This window comes from Actinoallomurus iriomotensis, from assembly GCF_030269445.1.
Lineage (GTDB): Bacteria > Actinomycetota > Actinomycetes > Streptosporangiales > Streptosporangiaceae > Actinoallomurus > Actinoallomurus iriomotensis.
Genome location: NZ_BSTJ01000012.1, coordinates 24,248 through 40,498, shown reverse-complemented (window position 1 = coordinate 40,498; position 16,251 = coordinate 24,248). Strand labels below are relative to the sequence as shown.

At 72.7% G+C, this 16,251-nt stretch carries 17 protein-coding genes; 9 read left to right on the top strand and 8 right to left on the bottom strand.

The genetic code is table 11. From position 1 onward, the window contains the following. Positions 1 to 20: 20 nt before the first annotated feature. Positions 21 to 1,889 carry a serine/threonine-protein kinase gene (locus QSK37_RS39010; protein ID WP_285631261.1) on the bottom strand — a complete coding sequence of 623 codons (1,869 nt, stop codon included), beginning with the start codon at positions 1,887 to 1,889 and terminating at the stop codon, positions 21 to 23. A 244-nt stretch (positions 1,890 to 2,133) separates the two neighbouring features. Between QSK37_RS39010 and QSK37_RS39005 the strand changes: the two genes are divergently transcribed. Beyond that, complete coding sequence (locus QSK37_RS39005; RefSeq protein WP_285631258.1) at positions 2,134 to 2,778, top strand: cutinase family protein; 645 nt, start codon at positions 2,134 to 2,136, stop codon at positions 2,776 to 2,778. A 159-nt stretch (positions 2,779 to 2,937) separates the two neighbouring features. On the opposite strand, the gene QSK37_RS39000 is transcribed toward QSK37_RS39005, so the two are convergent. The 5 genes from QSK37_RS39000 to QSK37_RS38980 form a co-directional block, all read right to left on the bottom strand. After that, entirely contained in the window at positions 2,938 to 4,668 is a 1,731-nt protein-coding gene (locus QSK37_RS39000; protein ID WP_285631255.1) for a PP2C family protein-serine/threonine phosphatase, read from the bottom strand. A 162-nt stretch (positions 4,669 to 4,830) separates the two neighbouring features. Further along, entirely contained in the window at positions 4,831 to 5,667 is an 837-nt protein-coding gene (locus QSK37_RS38995; RefSeq protein ID WP_285631252.1) for a mycofactocin-coupled SDR family oxidoreductase, read from the bottom strand. Positions 5,668 to 5,709: 42 nt separating this feature from the next. Continuing rightward, positions 5,710 to 6,519: a mycofactocin-coupled SDR family oxidoreductase gene (locus QSK37_RS38990; protein WP_285631248.1), complete on the bottom strand. Its 810-nt coding sequence runs from the start codon at positions 6,517 to 6,519 to the stop codon at positions 5,710 to 5,712. Positions 6,520 to 6,651: 132 nt separating this feature from the next. Further along, the gene (locus QSK37_RS38985; protein WP_285631245.1) at positions 6,652 to 7,110 is read right to left on the bottom strand and encodes a nuclear transport factor 2 family protein; all 459 of its coding nucleotides are present in this window, start codon (positions 7,108 to 7,110) and stop codon (positions 6,652 to 6,654) included. 54 nt (positions 7,111 to 7,164) lie between these two features. Next, positions 7,165 to 7,539, bottom strand: coding sequence for a DoxX family protein (locus tag QSK37_RS38980; RefSeq protein ID WP_285631242.1), 375 nt, complete (start codon positions 7,537 to 7,539; stop codon positions 7,165 to 7,167). Between the two features lie 134 nt (positions 7,540 to 7,673). On the opposite strand from QSK37_RS38980, the gene sigJ reads away from it, so the two are divergent. Both sigJ and mftR read left to right on the top strand, forming a co-directional pair. After that, positions 7,674 to 8,600, top strand: a complete 927-nt coding sequence (gene sigJ / locus QSK37_RS38975; RefSeq protein WP_285631239.1) for an RNA polymerase sigma factor SigJ — start codon at positions 7,674 to 7,676, stop codon at positions 8,598 to 8,600. 69 nt (positions 8,601 to 8,669) lie between these two features. After that, positions 8,670 to 9,302 (top strand): mycofactocin system transcriptional regulator MftR, encoded by a 633-nt coding sequence (gene mftR / locus QSK37_RS38970; RefSeq protein WP_285577977.1) that lies wholly within the window; start codon positions 8,670 to 8,672, stop codon positions 9,300 to 9,302. 9 nt (positions 9,303 to 9,311) lie between these two features. Here mftR and mftG read toward each other — a convergent pair whose 3' ends face one another. Next, complete coding sequence (gene mftG, locus QSK37_RS38965) at positions 9,312 to 10,850, bottom strand: mycofactocin dehydrogenase MftG (protein ID WP_285631236.1); 1,539 nt, start codon at positions 10,848 to 10,850, stop codon at positions 9,312 to 9,314. Positions 10,851 to 10,963: 113 nt separating this feature from the next. On the opposite strand from mftG, the gene mftA reads away from it, so the two are divergent. The 6 genes from mftA to mftF are packed head-to-tail and all read left to right on the top strand — an operon-like array spanning position 10,964 to position 15,953. Next, positions 10,964 to 11,086: a mycofactocin precursor MftA gene (gene mftA, locus QSK37_RS38960; protein ID WP_285577974.1), complete on the top strand. Its 123-nt coding sequence runs from the start codon at positions 10,964 to 10,966 to the stop codon at positions 11,084 to 11,086. Between the two features lie 7 nt (positions 11,087 to 11,093). Next, complete coding sequence (mftB, locus tag QSK37_RS38955; RefSeq protein ID WP_285631232.1) at positions 11,094 to 11,369, top strand: mycofactocin biosynthesis chaperone MftB; 276 nt, start codon at positions 11,094 to 11,096, stop codon at positions 11,367 to 11,369. Beyond that, positions 11,366 to 12,574 carry a mycofactocin radical SAM maturase gene (gene mftC / locus QSK37_RS38950; protein WP_285631229.1) on the top strand — a complete coding sequence of 403 codons (1,209 nt, stop codon included), beginning with the start codon at positions 11,366 to 11,368 and terminating at the stop codon, positions 12,572 to 12,574. Before mftB ends, mftC begins: the two co-directional genes overlap by 4 nt. A 12-nt stretch (positions 12,575 to 12,586) precedes the next feature. After that, positions 12,587 to 13,771: a pre-mycofactocin synthase MftD gene (mftD, locus tag QSK37_RS38945; RefSeq protein ID WP_285631226.1), complete on the top strand. Its 1,185-nt coding sequence runs from the start codon at positions 12,587 to 12,589 to the stop codon at positions 13,769 to 13,771. Position 13,772: 1 nt separating this feature from the next. Then, positions 13,773 to 14,513: a mycofactocin biosynthesis peptidyl-dipeptidase MftE gene (gene mftE / locus QSK37_RS38940; RefSeq protein WP_285631222.1), complete on the top strand. Its 741-nt coding sequence runs from the start codon at positions 13,773 to 13,775 to the stop codon at positions 14,511 to 14,513. A 6-nt stretch (positions 14,514 to 14,519) separates the two neighbouring features. After that, positions 14,520 to 15,953 carry a mycofactocin biosynthesis glycosyltransferase MftF gene (mftF, locus tag QSK37_RS38935; RefSeq protein WP_285631216.1) on the top strand — a complete coding sequence of 478 codons (1,434 nt, stop codon included), beginning with the start codon at positions 14,520 to 14,522 and terminating at the stop codon, positions 15,951 to 15,953. Positions 15,954 to 15,989: 36 nt separating this feature from the next. On the opposite strand, the gene QSK37_RS38930 is transcribed toward mftF, so the two are convergent. Continuing rightward, positions 15,990 to 16,226, bottom strand: a complete 237-nt coding sequence (locus QSK37_RS38930) for a hypothetical protein (protein ID WP_285631213.1) — start codon at positions 16,224 to 16,226, stop codon at positions 15,990 to 15,992. Positions 16,227 to 16,251: the final 25 nt, after the last annotated feature.

The window sequence follows — 16,251 nt, the reverse complement described above, 5'->3', positions numbered from 1 at the left end:
CGAACAACGAAATGCCGAGCTCAGCGGCAGGTGGCCGTGACCGTGCCGGCGGCCTCGATCTTGTGCTCGGCGTAGTCGTCGTAGATCTGCAGGTCGATGGTGCCGGTCTTGGTCGGGCCGAACGAGAGGGTCATCGCCCGGCCGCGATTGGCCCGCTGGTCGGTCCGGACATTGCCGCCGATACGGTGTTCGGGAGTGTGCTTTCCCGGAAGGGTGTCCCACGCCTGATAGATGACGTTGGTGGCGGTGATGACGTCCGACGCGGGGATGTCGATGCGGAACGTACAGGTCTTGCCGACACCGGGATAGAAGGCCCAGTTCGCCCCGTCACCGCTGTCGGTCGTCCGGTGGATCAGGGCGTCGCCGCAGCCGCCGGTGCCGCTGCCCGCCAGCGGCTCCCAGGAGCCGCTGGTGTCCATCGCCGCCTTGGCCGTCGAGCAGGAGGGCCCGGACCGCGCGGTCCACGCGACGGGCGTGCTCGCCGGGCTCGCGCCGCCGGCCCGGCCGTCCGCTCCGGACGGGTGCCCGGCGGTCAGCGCGACCACGACCCCGGCGGCGACCAGGACGACGGCCGCGACCGCCCCGGCGCCGAGGCGTACGGTCGTGGTGCGGCGGTTCGCGGCCCGCGCGAGCAGCCCGGAGATGTCGTCGACGGAACGCTGCGCCGAGGTGGCCAGAGAGCCCCAGTCCACGCGGAGCGGCCGGTCGGCGCAGGTCTCGACGATCTGCGCCGGCGTGGGCCGCCGGGCGGGGTCCTTGTCCAGGCATCGGGTGATGAGCGCGCGAAGCTCGTCGTCGTGGCAGTCGAGCGCGGCCGGATCGGGCTCGGTGTGGATGATCCGGTACAGCACCTCGCCGGTCGTACCGTCGCCGAAGGGCAGGACACCGGTGGCGGCGTAGGCGAGGAGCGAGCCGAGCGCGAAGACGTCGGAGGCCGCGGTGACCTCGCCGCCGCCGGCCTGCTCGGGCGCCATGAACGGCACCGTGCCCACGCTGGCACCGGTCTGGGTCATGCGGCTGCCGTCGTGCGCCTGGGCCACCCCGAAGTCGATGACCTTGGGGCCGGTGGCCTCCAGCAGCACGTTGGCCGGCTTGAGATCGCGGTGGAGCACGCCGGCGGCGTGGATGTCGGCGAGCGCCTCGGCGATGCCCGCGGCCAGCCTCAGCACCGCGTCCGGCGGCAGTGGCCCGTCGGCGTCCACGGCGTCGCCGAGTGAGGGACCGGCGATGTAGGCGGTCGCCATCCAGGGCGGCTCCGCCTCCGGGTCGGCGTCGATGACGGCCGGGGTGTACGGGCTGTCGACCCGGCGCACGGCGGCGACCTCGGCCGCGAACCGCCGCCGGAAGTGCGGATCCTCGGCCAGGTGGGGACGCACGACCTTCACCGCCACCGGACGGCCGGACCTCGACACCGCCAGGTAGACCTGGCCCATCGAACCGCCGCCCAGGCGCCCGAGCAACCGGAACGGCCCGACCTTCGCCGCGTCGGACCGGGTCAGCGGCGTGACCGGCACCGGCGGTGTCTCCGCCTCGGGCACCTCCTCGGCGACCGCCGCGGAGACGGCGGCGGAGCCGGGGTCCGGGGCGGGAGCGCCGGGCTCATGGAGCAGGTCCGGATGCGCGGCCCGGAGTTCGGCTCGCAGGCTCGACCAGCGCTCACGCCACTCGTCGAGGTCGCCCTCGCACGCCGTCACGAAGGCGCTGGTGACCTCCCAGGTCGGCAGCCGCTGCCCCGACGCGGCCACCGACAGGACGGATGAGGAGTAGTGCGCCCTGCGCGCGAGCTCACGGTAGGTCGGCGTTCCCGGCGCGTTGACTCGCAGCTCCCGGAGTTTCACCGCGAATTCCCGCAACGGCCCTTCGGGAACCGGGGCCTCTCGCCTGCCCATCGCCACCTCGATCGCCGGGTCGACGCCCCTTCGCGGGAAATCGCGACAGCATCCTAGGCCGCCGATTACGGTCCGGTAACCCGGACGGCTGACCGGGAAAGGCCGTTTCCCTCACCATTCACTTGACCACCCGATTGATGGGCGTGTCATCGGTATGTCATCGGAGGTGATTAGCGTCTCCCGCGCGTATCGAAGAGCCGGTCGCGGAAGCCGCGCATCGGACCGTCGCAAACGGGAGGTTTGAATGCGCAAGTTCTCCGCCCTGCTGGCCGGCGCCGTCGCGCTGGCGGGAGTCACCCTGCTGGGGGCGCCCGCCGCGCAGGCGGCCTCATGTGAGGGCACCTACACGATCGTGGTCGGCGGCACCGGTGACCTCAACAGCACCATCTACTCCGGCAACATCAGCCAGCGTGTCGGGTACCCGGCGGTGCCCGTCGGAGCGGCCGACCGTCAGGGCGTCAACGAGCTGAACCGGCTGATCCGCGACCAGCGCGGCCAGTGCCCGGGCCAGCACGTCAAGGCGGTCGGGTACTCCCTCGGCGCCGCGGTCGTCCACACCTGGGTCACCGAGAACTGGCAGACGATCGGCAACGTGAACGCGATCCTGCTCGCCGACCCCAAGCGCCCCGCGGGCCCGGGCTCCGCCGGAGCCGCGGCCCACCCGGCCGTCGCCCCCGTCGTCGGTGCCCCGCTCGCCGGCGCCGACGACTACTTCGGCGACATTCCCGTACTGGAGATCTGCACCGACGACGTGATCTGCGACGCCAACGCGTCCTCGGGCCTGCCCGGCTACCTGTGGCAGGGCAGGCACGGGAACTACAACTTCAACGTCGACGTGTACACCGACGACGCCCGCGGACAGTGGTTCAACGGCGTCTACATCCCCTGACGGCGGCACGCCTCAGCTCAAGGTGCCGGTCGGCCTCCGCCGACCGGCATCTGTGCTTCGCGGCGGGCTCGGCCGGGAACGTCTACTCGACGTGCCGTGGCGAAGAGGTTCCGAAGGGGCCGGCCCTCCAGTTCGAAGAGGATCTCGTGCTGGATCACATCAGCGGGCCGTCCCGGCGGTGGTGCGAGCGAGCAGCAGGGCGATGTCATCCCGGGCGTCGGCTCCGAGGTCGGCCAGGACGCTGTCGCACAGCCGGTCCAGCGATCGTGCGGAACCGGCGGTCAGGGTGCGGGCCAGGTCGGACATGCCGGTGCCGATGTCCTGGCCGGGGTGTTCGACGAGCCCGTCGGTGTAAAGGGCCAGCACACCGTCTTCGGGGAGTTCTGTGTCGGTGGCCGGGTAACGGCTTGGACCGACGCCGAGCATCATCCCGCCCGGTACATCGATGAATTCCACGCTGCCGCCGGGGTGGCGGAGTGCGGGCGGGAGGTGCCCGGCGCTGGTGAAGCGGCAACGCCGGGATTCCGGGTCGTACAGGGCGTACAGGCAGGTGGCGCCGATCTCGTCGTCGTGCTCGGCGACCACGTCGCTGAGCCGGCGCATGATTTCCTCCGGCGGGCACCCGAGGCGGGCCAGGGCCGCGGTAGTGGTGCGGAGCTGGCCCATGAGCGCTGCGGCGTGGATGCCGTGGCCGGTGACGTCGCCGATGACCAGCGCGACCTGCCCCGTGTCCAGCGGGATGACGTCGAACCAGTCGCCGCCCACCTCCGCGGTCTGGGTGGCGGGCTCGTAGCGGTGGGCGATCCGCAGCCCGGGCATCTGCGGGATGCGCTGGGGCAGCAGGCTGCGCTGGAGGGTGACCGCCATGTTGTGCTCGCGGGTGTACAGGCGGGCGTTGTCGATGCACACCGCCGCGCGTGAGGCCAGGTCGCCGACCAGCCGCACATCGGCCTCGCCGTACGGCTCCGGGTGTTCGGCCCGGGAGAACGAGGCCACCCCCAAGGTGACGCCCCGGGCGACCAGCGGCATCACCATGATCGTATGCACTCCCCGGGCGAAGAAGGCTTCTGCCACATCGGGTGTGTCGGAGAACTGCCCGCCCACCTCGGCCGGGTTCCGCGCCAGGAAGGGTCTTCCCTGCAGGAGCGCCACCGCGTGTGGGCTTGTGACCGGCAGGGTGATCAGATCGTCCACCTCGTACCTGATCTTGGTGCTGGTCACGGTGTCACGCAGAGCCACCCGGCGGAACCGCAGGGCGCCCGAGCCGGCACGGGGAAGCGTCTCCCCCTGGAGAACCTGGTCGAGCAGGTCGACGGAGATGCGGTCGGCGAGTTCGGGCACGGCCAGGTCGGCGAGTTCCCGGGCGGTGTGGTGAATATCGAGCGTGGCCCCGACCTGGCTGCCGGCCCGCTCGAGCAGGTCGAGCCGGGCATGAGCCTGCGTGATCGTCTGCGCATGGTCGGTGAAGTCGATGAAGCAGAGCAGGGCCCCGAGCACCCGGCCGTTCTCTGTCACCCGGTACCCCGACCAGGAGAGGACCTGGCGCTTGCCCGCCCTGGTCCACTCCACGTGCATGTTGACCACGGGAACGCCTCTGCCTATCACCTGCTCGGCGACAGTGCGCTCGTCCCAGGCCGTACCGTCCGAAGTCCGCCAGTGTATTGGCCGAGTGGTCGCCCAGTACCTGATCGACAGGCCGTCGGCCTCCGAGGGCCGGCGGCCGATGATCTCCTCGTCCGGGAGGCCGATCAGCCGGCGGAACGCCGCATTGGCGCGCCTGGCGCGCAGTTCGCGGTCGAGGAAGACCATGGCGATCGGTGACTGGTCGAACAGCGCGTCCAGCTCGGGGTTGCTACGAGAAGAAGGTTCAAGGAGCGACTGCTCAGTCACTCCCCGCGTCGAATCATGATCGTTTCCCATGCCTGGTTTCGGTCTGCCCACCGACGCCCCCCTCGGCCGGACATGCAGTGATCAATGCATAAAAGCGGGATTGACCTGCTACTTTACCTCCGAGACCGCCCTGCGCCATCTCGCGAGCGGTGACGCGGGCCCCTACTTCACCGTGCAGCCGGCGTCGACCTTCAGCTCGGTGCCCGTGACGTACCGCGCCTCGTCGGAGGCGAGGAACAGCACGGCGTTGCTGATGTCGATCGGTTCGACCCACGGGAGCGGCAGCGCGTTGATGGCCTGGAACGCGTCGACCGCGTCGTCCCGCGTCGGGTGTTCCAGGTCGGGGCGGAACAACTTGTAGGTGGCGTCGTTGAGCGCCATGTCCGTGGCGACGCTCGTCGGGTGCACGGTGTTGACCCTGATCCGGTGCGGCGCCAGTTCGTTGGCCATCGTGCGCATGAGCCCGACCACCGCGTGCTTGCTCGCCGTGTAGGCCGCGCAGTTCGTCAGGCCCTTGTGGCCGGCGGTGGAGCTGGTGAGGACGATCGACCCGCCGGTGCCCTGCTCGATGAGGTGCGGGACCGCGACCTTGCAGGTGTGCCACACGCCGGTCAGGTTGATGTCGGTGACGTTCCGCCAGGCCTGTTCACTCACCAGGTGGGTCTCGTCGCCGAAGATGAAGATGCCGGCGTTGGCCGACACGATGTCGACGTGCCCGAACTCAGCGACGCCCTCGTCGAGCGCCTTCTTCAGGGCGTCGTGGTCGCGGACGTCGGCCTTGGCCGCGACGATGCGGCGGCCGAGATCCTCCACCTGCTTCACGGTCTCGGCCAGGTCCTCTTCGGAGGCGCCCGGGTACTCGACGCCCTCGATCGCCTCGGCGACGTCGACGGCGATGATGTCGGCGCCCTCCTGCGCCAGGCGGACCGCGTGACTGCGGCCCTGCCCGCGCGCCGCGCCGGTGATGAACGCGACCTTGCCTGCCACCCGTCCGGCCATTCCGTGACTCCCTTCGCGGTGTTGCGGTTCGGGTCCTCGGCTTCAGTACTGGGTGTTGCCGGCGTCCACCGTCATCGCCAGCGCCGTGACGTGGCGGGACTCGTCGGAGGCCAGGAACAGCACGGCGTTGCTGATGTCGGTGGCGCTGGTGACGTCGATCGGCAGGCTGTTCGTCAGCATCCCGCCGATGCGCGGGTTGTCCGCGATCATGTCGCCCATGCCGGCGGCCCCCATCGTCCCCATCGGCGTGTCGACCCCGGTCGGGTGGACGCTGTTGACGCGGATGTGGTGCCGCGCGAGCTCGTGGGCGAACGCCCGCGCGAGACCCGTGACGCCGTGCTTGCTCGCCACGTACGGCGTCAGGAAGGGTAGGCCCTTCAGCCCCGCCGCCGAACTGGTCAGGATGATGGAGCCGCCGCCCGCCTCGACCAGGCGCGGGGCGGTGGCCCGCACGGTGTTCCAGGTGCCGGTCAGGTTGATGTCGATGGTGTCGCGCCAGATCTCCGGCGTGACGTCGTCCCAGGCACGCGGGATGCAGATCCCGGCATTGGCGACCACGACGTCGAGGCGGCCGAACCGGGCCACGCCGTCGTCGACGGCCCGCCTGAGCGCGTCCGCGTCGCGGATGTCCGCCTCGGCCGAGACGATCCCGCGGCCGAGCGCCTCGACCTGCTTGACCGTTTCGGCGAGGTCCTCCGGCGTCGCGTGCGGATATCCGAGGTTGGGCACCGGGCCGCAGAGGTCGATCGCCATGATGTCGGCGCCTTCCTCCGCGAGGCGGATGGCGTGGCTGCGGCCCTGGCCGCGCGCGGCGCCCGTGATGAACGCGACCTTGCCCTCGACTCGACCCATCGTCCGCTCCCTCGCCGCAGGCACCTGGCTACGTCCGCTCGGAGCCGTTGCGGCACCGAGTGCCTTATGTCGGGGACGGTAACGGCACTCGGTGCCATAGATCAATAGATGCGGTGAAGAGAACGCGGGGCGTCACGCCTCGGAGGCCTCCGCGGCGTGAGGGGCCGAGCCCGGCAACGGGGACGTGTCGACGTATCGGACCTCATAGACGCGCTCGGCGAACCTCCAGCCGCCCGGAGTGCGCCGGTAACGGTCGTGGTACAGCGAGTAGTTGATGTGCGAGTCACCGCTGCGCAGACGGCCGAGCTCGGAGATGTAGGCCCGGCCGGCCGCGGTGTCGCCGTCGAGCCGGACCGTGCCCGGGTGCACGTTCTGCACGAAGAAGTCCCAGGCGCCCTGCAGCCGCTCGATCCCGGCCCGGATCTGCTCCCGGCCGACGAGATGGACGCCGGCGTCGGGGATCCGCCACACCCCGTCCTCGGTGAACAGGGCCGCGAAGCGGTCGTAGTCGCGCGTCATTCCGGCGTCGGCGAACTCGCCGGGCAGCGCCTGGATCTCGAACCGGTCGGCGATGGTCTGGATGTCACTCATCGGTCTCTCCTCAACGGGGGGTGTGCTGCTCGGAACGTCGTGCCGCCGACGCGGTCACCAGCCGTAGGGGCCGAAGCGGCCCCAGGCGACGAGCGCGGCGAGCACGAACAGGACGGTGTTGACCACCACGGCGGACGGCTCCCTGCGCGGGATGTGCACCGTGGCCGCCGCCAGGACCATCAGGACGGCCAGTCCGGTCGCGGCGATCGGCGTCAGGACGGGTGCGATGCCGGCGGCGGCCGGCGCGATCAGCCCGATCGCGCCGAGCAGGGCCATCACGCCGATGAACCGCACCGTCGCCATGGTGAAGTCCGGCACCCACGGGTACAGGGCGGTCAGCCGGGCCCTGGGCAGAGCGACCTTCGTCAGGCCGGACATGGCGAATGCGGCGGCCAGGACCGCCTGCACGATCCACAAGAACATGTTCATCTGGCTTTCCCGTCTCGTCGGTGTCCGTCTCAGCGGTCCGACGACACGGCCCCTCGAAATGTGAGGTGCGGCCTCACACTTCGGCACGCCGTCTCGTCGAGATGATGAGGGCGAACGAGACCAAGGGGGGCGGCATGAGCGACCGAACCGAGCCGGAGGGCGGCCGGCTCGATCCGAGCCTCGACGCGATCATGAGCGAGCGGCGTCAGCTAATCAATCTCGCGTACCGGCTCCTCGGCTCCCTGGCCGACGCCGAGGACGTGGTGCAGGAGACGTACGCCCGCTGGTACGCCATGTCCCGGCGGCAGCAGGAGGCCATCGAGTCCCCCGGCGCCTGGCTGACGAAGGTGGCCGGCCGGATCTGCCTCGACCTGCTCGGCTCGGCACGGGCCCGGCGGGAGAGGTACGTGGGCGAGTGGATCCCCGAACCGCTGCCGGATCGTACGGAGTGGGCCGGCGGGCGGGCGGGCGCCGATCCGGCCGACCGGGTCACTCTCGACGAGTCGGTCGGCATGGCCTTCCTGGTCGTGCTCGAATCGATGACCCCGGCCGAGCGCGTCGCGTTCATCCTGCACGACGTCTTCCGCTATCCGTTCACCGAAGTGGCCGAGATCGTCGGCCGTACCCCGGCGGCGTGCCGTCAGCTGGCCTCATCGGCCCGGCGCCGCGTCCGCGCGTCGGAGGGGGCCGCGGCTCCGGCCGCTCGCCGCGCCGGCATCGTCCGGGAGTTCAAGCGGGCGTGGGAGGCCAAGGACGTCCACGCCCTCATCGGCCTCCTGGACCCCGCCGCGACGGCGACCGGCGACGGCGGTGGCCTCGTCAACGCCGCGCCGCACCCGGTCGAGGGCGGCGAACGGATCGCGCACTACCTGGCCGATCTCGCTGACAGGGCGGACGGCCTGACGATGCTGGAGCGCACGGTCAACGGCCAGCCCGGTCTGGTGGCCCAGCAGGACGGCGTCACCTTGGCGGTGTTCGCGTTCGACATCGCCGGCGACCGGATCAAGCACCTCTGGGCGGTGCTCAACCCCGACAAGCTCGGCCCCTGGAAGACGGGCTGACGCCGCGTACCGCGTCCGTCACCTCCGGGCACCGTCCGGGGCCGACCGGGATCATGGCAACCTGGTGTCGTGACCACTGAGAGCGAGAGCCACGCCGCCCGGCCCATCATGGGCAGGCCGCGTGTGACCTCGCGGGCCGCCCTCGAACGGCTGGCCTTCGACCTGTTCGCCCGGCGCGGGTTCGAGGAGACCACGGTCGACGACATCGCCGCGGCGGCCGGCATCGGGCGGCGGACGTTCTTCCGTTACTTCGCCTCGAAGAACGATCTCGTGTGGGGCGACTTCGAGGACCACCTGGAGAAGCTCCGGGGGCTCCTGCGCGACGTCGATCCGCGCCTGCCGGCGCTCGACGCCGTACGCGCGGCCGTGGTGGAGTTCAACCGGTTCGACGTCCGGGACGTGCCCTGGCACCGGCAGCGCATGGAGCTCATCCTGCGGGTGCCGACCCTCCAGGCCGACTCGACCCTGCGCTACGCGTCATGGCGCGAGGTGGTCACGGAGTTCGTGGCGGAGCGCACGGGCCTGCCGAAGTCCGCGATGCTTCCCCGGCTCGCCGGTCACGTCTTCCTCGCGGCCTCGATCGCCGCCTATGAGCAGTGGCTGTTCTGCGGCGAGGACGCCGACCTGTCCGTCCTGCTCGACGAGGCGATCCGGCGTGTGGGCGGCGGCCTCCTGGAGACCCACGCGATGGCAGGTCCCTGACGTCTCCTCTCAGCGGACCGTGCACATGGCGTGCGCGATGAGCTCGCCGATGAGCACCGCGGTGGCGGCGGGGCCGCGCAGCGGCGCGGCCGGCAGGATCGAGGTGTCGGCGACGCGGAGCCCGCTCACACCGTAGACCCGGCCGTGGCCGTCGACGGCGGCGGACGGGTCGCCGGACCGGCCCATCGGTACGGTGCCGCAGGTGTGCTGGGACGTGCCGAGGCGGGACCGGATCCAGCGGTCGAGGAGGCCGTCGTCATCCAGGGACGCGGGTTCCACGACGCCGGCGGAGACCTCGCCGAAGGCGCTGGTGGACAGCAGGGCGGCCGCCGCGCGTACCGCCTCGCGCAGCCGGCGCCGGTCATCGGCCGTCTCCAGGTATCCGTAGTCGATGCGCGGCGGCACCCGCGGGTCGGCCGACACCGTACGCAGCCGGCCGCTCGTCCGGGGAGTCTGGACCGAGGTGAGAAGCGCGAGGGGCTGTCCGGGGACGGCCGTCCGGCCGCCGACCAGCCCGGCCATCGGCACCAGCGACTGAAGGATCTCCAGGTCTCCGGGGTGGTCTCCGCCGGATGAGGACAGGTGCAGGGCGCCGCCGAGCCAGGAGCCGGCCGGTTCGGCCACCGGCCGCCGGGGCGTCCACTCCAGCACCACCTGGGGATGGTCGCTGAGCGCGGCGCCGACGGCGGGCAGGTCCTCGACCACGGGGACGCCGGCGCACGCCAGGACCTTCGCGGGTCCGATTCCGGACAGGTGCAGCAGGTGGGGTGAGGCGAAGGAACCGGCGCAGAGCACGATCTCGCCGGCCTCCAGCACGGTCCGCCGCCCGTTCCGGTCGGCCACGACTCCGGTTGCGCGGCCGCGCTCGACGGCCACCGACCGTACGAAGCAGTCGCCCAGCACGGTGAGGTTCGGACGTCCCAGCGCGCCCAGCAGGTAGGCGGTGCCGGTGTTGATCCGCTCTCCGCCGGCCGTGTTCGTCGGTACCGGGCCGACGCCGGGCACGCCCTGGGCGTTCTTGTCGGGCTCGTCCGGGTGCCCCAGCTCCCGTGCGGCGGCCCGGAACGCCTCGGCGGCGGGGTGCCCCAGGCCGGTACGGCCGACCGGGACCGGCCCGTGGCCGCCGTGGACGGGGGTCGCCCCGAAGTCCAGGTCGGTCTCCAGCGCGCGCAGGAACGGCAGCGCCCGCTCGTACGCCCAGAGGGCGTCGCCCGCCTGGGCGGACCAGCGGTCGAAGTCCTCGCGCCGCGCCCGGATGAAGTATCCGCCGTTGACCGTGGTCGAGCCGCCCAGGACCCGCCCCCGGACGGCCGTGTAGGGCAGGTCCGGAGTGAGGCGGACGGGATAGGCCCGGACCGTGGGGGCGTCCGGCCACGCGCCGGGGACGAGGCGCGCGTCCCGCAGCTCCGGCGGGAACCCGGGCGGGAACCACGGAACCGGTCCGGCCTCCAGGACCAGGACCGTACGGCCCGGATCCGCGCTCAGCCGGGCCGCCAGGGCCGCTCCGCTGCCGCCCGCGCCGACGATGAGGACGTCGGGGCGTCTCATCGGCTACGGGGGCGAGAACACGCAGGTGGCACTGGGCCCATCCGTTCGGAGCCTTTCTTTTGGCACTCGATGCACTTAGTATCGCTCATGTTCTCGCCGAGAGGAGATTTCCGATGAACGAGGACTCCACCTCCGAGACCGCCGGGAGCGGTACCCCCCAGACCTCCGGTGACGAGCTCGCCGCCGACGCGCTGATCGAGGAGGTCTCGATCGACGGCATGTGCGGCGTCTACTAGCGCGCCCATGTCCGGCATCGACCTCGACCGCACCTGGGACCTGCACCCGCAGGTCTCGGTGCGGCCGGAACCCTTCGGCGCGCTCCTCTACCACTTCGGGACCCGCAAGCTCTCGTTCCTGAAGGACCGCCGGCTGCTGGCGGTCCTGCGGGCCCTCGGCGACGCGCCCACCGCGCGGGACGCGTGCACGGCGGCCGGCGTCCCGGCAGCGGACCTGCCCCGGTACGGCGCGGCCCTCGCCGTCCTGGCCCGCTCGTCCATGATCGTCGAGAGGCACCCATGACCGTCGATACGAACGGCACGCGGCTGACCGACCTGTTCGAGCGCGGACTCGACGCGCCGATCTGTCTGACCTGGGAGCTCACCTACGCCTGCAACCTCGCCTGCGCGCACTGCCTGTCCAGCTCCGGCCGCCGCGACCCGCGCGAGCTGAGCACCGCCGAGGCCAAAGCCGTCATCGACGAGCTCGAGGCGATGCAGGTCTTCTACGTCAACATCGGCGGTGGCGAGCCGACCGTCCGCGCCGACTTCTTCGAGCTCCTGGACCACGCCACCGCGCACCATGTGGGCGTCAAGTTCTCCACCAACGGGGTACGGATCACTCCCGAGGTCGCGCGCCGGCTGGCCGCGAACGACTACGTCGACGTGCAGATCTCCCTCGACGGCGCGACCGCCGAGGTCAACGACGCGCTGCGCGGCCCCGGTTCGTACGACACCGCCGTGCGCGCGATGCGGAACCTCGCGGACGCCGGCATGACGAACTTCAAGCTCTCGGTCGTGTGCACCCGGCACAACATCCCGCAGCTGGCGGCGTTCAAGGCGCTCGCCGACACGTACGGCGCCCAGCTCCGCCTGACCCGGCTGCGCCCCTCCGGGCGGGGCGCCGACGTGTGGGACGAACTGCGTCCCACCCGCGAGCAGCAGCGCGAGCTGTACGACTGGCTGGTCGCGCACGGCGACTCCGTGCTGACCGGAGACTCCTTCTTCCACCTGTCCGCCTACGGCCGGGCGCTGCCCGGCCTCAACCTGTGCGGGGCGGGGCGGGTGGTGTGCCTCATCGATCCGGTCGGTGACGTGTACGCCTGCCCGTTCGCGATCCACGAGGAGTTCCTCGCCGGGAACGTGCGCCGGCCCGGCGGGTTCGCGGGGGTCTGGCGCGAGTCCGAGCTGTTCCGCCGCCTGCGCGGCCCGCAGAGCGGCGGCGCCTGCGCCTCCTGCGCCTTCTACGACACGTGCAAGGGCGGTTGCATGGCCGCCAAGTTCTTCACGGGCCTGCCCCTGGACGGCCCCGACCCCGAGTGCGTCCAGGGACACGGCGAGGAGTTGCTGGCCGGGCGGCCGGAGGACCGCACCGGCGTGCCCCGGCCCTCGGCCGACCACTCCCACCGCACCGCTCCCCGCGTCGGGCCGGTCCTGGTGCCGCTCACCCGCCGTCCCCCGGTGAGCGCGTGCGCCGAGGACCCCCTCGCCGGCCTGCGGATCCACTGAGGAGAACACCACATGCGCAGGAACCCCTGGTTCGAGACCGTCGCGGAGGCCCAGCGCCGGGCCAGGAGACGGCTTCCCTCCGTGGTCTACGGAGCGCTGGTCGCCGGGTCCGAGCGCGGCCGGACGGTCGAGGACAACGTCGGGGCCTTCGCCGAACTCGGCTTCGCCCCCCGCGTCGCCGGTCACCACGCGGACCGTGATCTGTCCACCACGGTGATGGGCGTGGAGACGTCGTTCCCCGTGCTCATCTCCCCCACGGGAGTGCAGGCCGTCCACCCCGACGGCGAGGTGGCCGTGGCGCGCGCGGCGGCCAACCGGGGCGTGATCATGGGGCTGAGCTCGTTCGCGAGCAAGCCCGTGGAAGAGGTCGTCGCGGCCAACCCGAAAACCTTCTACCAGATGTACTGGACCGGCGAGCGCGACGCGATGGTGCAGCGCATGGACCGCGCCCGTACGGCCGGCGCCAAGGCGCTCATCGCGACGCTGGACTGGTCCTTCTCCAACGGCCGCGACTGGGGCAGCCCCGCCATCCCCGAGAGGATCGATCTCCGGACGATGGCGCGGCTGGCGCCCGGCGTCCTGCCGCACCCCGCCTGGCTGTGGGCGTTCGCCCGGACCGGCCGCGTCCCCGACCTCACCGTGCCCAACCTGCGGCCTCCGGGCGGACCGGCCCCCACGTTCTTCGGGGCGTACGGCGAGTGGCTGCGGACCCCGCCGCCCACCTGGGACGACGTGGCGTGGCTCCGTAAGCAGTGGGACGGGCCCTTCCTGCTCAAGGGCGTCACCCGTGTGGACGACGCGAAGAAGGCCGTCGACGCGGGAGTCACCGCTCTGTCCGTCTCCAACCACGGCGGGAACAACCTGGACACCACGCCCGCCACGATCCGGGTGCTCCCCTCCATCGTCGAGGCGGTCGGCGACCAGATCGAGGTCCTCCTCGACGGCGGCGTACGGCGCGGCGGGGACGTCGCCAAGGCCCTCGCCCTGGGCGCGCGGGCCGTGCTGATCGGCCGCGCCTACCTGTGGGGCCTGGCCGCCAACGGGCAGGCCGGCGTCGAGAACGTCCTGGACATCCTGCGCGGCGGGCTCGACTCCGCGGTCCTGGGCCTCGGCCGCGCCGGCGTCCGTGAGCTGTGCCCGGATGACCTCGTCGTCCCGCCCGGCTTCCGCCTCACTCTCGGCGGCTCGGGGCACTGACGTGCCCGGAGAGGATCCCGTCGGCCGCGATCTGGCGGACGCCGTCTGGCCGTCCGTCCCAGCGGGCGCGCTCGTCCTGGTTCCGGTCGGCTCGACCGAGCAGCACGGGCCGCACCTGCCCCTGTCCACCGACACCGTGATCGCCCGGGCGGTCGCCGAACGCTCGGCCGGCGCCCTCCCCGCCACGCCGGCGGGCCCGCCGCTGGTGGCGCCCGCGATCGCGTACGGGGCGAGCGGCGAGCACGCGGACTTTCCCGGCACGGTCTCGATCGGACACGACGCGCTGCGCGCCGTGCTCGTCGAGACCGTCCGCTCCCTGGCGCTGTGGGCGGGACGCGTGGTCCTCGTCAACGGCCACGGCGGCAACACCGCCGCGCTCGACGCCGCCGTCGGCCGGCTGCGCGCCGAAGGACACGACGTCGCCTGGACCGGCTGCGGTGTCCCGTACGGTGACGCTCACGCCGGACTCACCGAGACCTCCGTGATGCTCCACCTGGCGCCCGACCTGGTCGTCCGGCCGAACGCGGTCGCGGGCGACACCCGCCCGCTGGCGGAGCTGATGCCGGACCTGGTCGCCCACGGCGTCCGCGCCGTCTCCCCGTCCGGCGTCCTCGGCGATCCGGCCGGGGCGTCGGCCGAGCAGGGCCGGCAGATCGTGCGGGCCATGACGACGGCCGTCGTCCGCCGCGTCGGCGCGGGCCTCGCCGACTCCCGTGGTCGCCTCCTCGACCCGGATCGCTGATCGGCCGTGTCCCCCGAACAGCACGAACTCCCGCCGGGGTTCCGGGTCGCGCTCGACCGCGGCACGTCCTTCTGGTCGGGCGGCCGCGTCCTCACGGGCGGCGCGCCGTGGAAGGTGGTCCGTCTCGGTGCGGCCGCGCGGCCGCACCTCGCGGAGCTCCGGCGAGCGGGCGAACGCGGTCACGCCGCCACGTCCCCGGTCGGGCGGGCGCTGGCCCGGCGGCTGCTCGACCACGGCCTCGCCCACCCCGTACGGCCGCCGAGGCCCGGACCGCATGACGTGACGGTCGTCGTGCCCGCGTACGGGCGCGCCGCCGAGCTGGCCCGCTGCCTCGCGGCCGTCCAGGGCGTCCCGGTGATCGTCGTGGACGACGGCTCGCCGGACCCCGAGCCGCTGCGGCGGCTGGCCGCCGCGCACGGCGCCCGCCTGGTACGGCACCCGCGCAACCGGGGGCCCGCCGCCGCGCGCAACACCGGGCTGCGGCTGGCCGGCACGCCGTTCGTGGCGTTCGTGGACTCCGACTGCCGGCCCGAGGACGGCTGGCTGGACGTGCTCCTGCCGTACTTCGACGATCCGAAGGTCGCCGCCGTGGCCCCGCGCGTCGTCCCGGACGCCGATGGCTCCCACCTGCTGGCGCGGTACGAGGCCGCCCGGTCCGCGCTCGACATGGGCACCCGGCCGGCGCTGGTCCGTCCCGGGGCGAGGCTCGGCTTCGTGCCGACCGCGACGCTCGTCGTACGCGCGTCCACGGCCCGGGAGCTGCTCTTCGACGAGGAGATGCGGCTGGGCGAGGACGTCGACTTCGTCTGGCGGCTCGCCGACCGCGACCGGCACGTGCGGTACCAGCCGGAGGCACGGGTGGCGCACACTCCCCGCGTGACGGCGGCGGCCTGGGCCCGGCGCCGCCACGAGTACGGCACGTCGGCCTCGGCGCTGGCCGAACGCCACCCCGGGCGGCTCACCCCCGCCCGCCCGTCGGCGTGGAACCTCGCCACGCTCACCCTGCTGACCTACGGCCGCCCGCGCGCGGCCGCCGCCTGCGCGGCCACCGCCACCGCCCTGCTCGCCCGTCGCCTCGCCGGGACGTCCGGGCGCTGGACGCTGAGCGCGGCGATCGTCGGCCAGGGCACGGTGGCGGACGCGGCCGCCGTCGGCCACGCGCTGCGCCGCGAGTGGTGGCCCCTCGGACTCGTCTGCCTGGCCGCGGCCGGGCGCGGCGGCGCTGCCCGGGCCGCCGCCAGCGCCATGCTCGCCCCGATAGCGCTCGAATGGATCCGGCACCGTCCCGATCTCGACCCGGTCCGCTACACGGTCCTCCGGCTCGTCGAGGACCTGGCCTACGGCTCCGGGGTCACCCGCTCCGCCTGGCGGCACCGCTCCCCGGCCCCGCTCCTGCCCCGCGTCCGCCTGCCGCTCCCCGGGCGACCGCGCGCACGCTGACCGGACGGAACCCGTCTCGGCGTCGCGCTCCCGCCTTCAGCGGGATCGCCTCAGGCTGAACCGCGCGATCCAGCCGACGAGCACGCCGAAGGACGCGGCCTTCAGGGGGGTGGTGTCCCCGAGGAGGACGGTGAGCAGCACGGCGGCGAGGACGAGGAGAACCGTCATGGTGATCGCCACGGACAGACGCGGCGGTGGGCGGTCCAGCCACCGTCCCAGCACCCGGTCATCGAGCCGGGTCAGGGCCCGCAGGACGCCTCGTACCGATGCCACGACCTACCTCCGGCGCCGACGATAC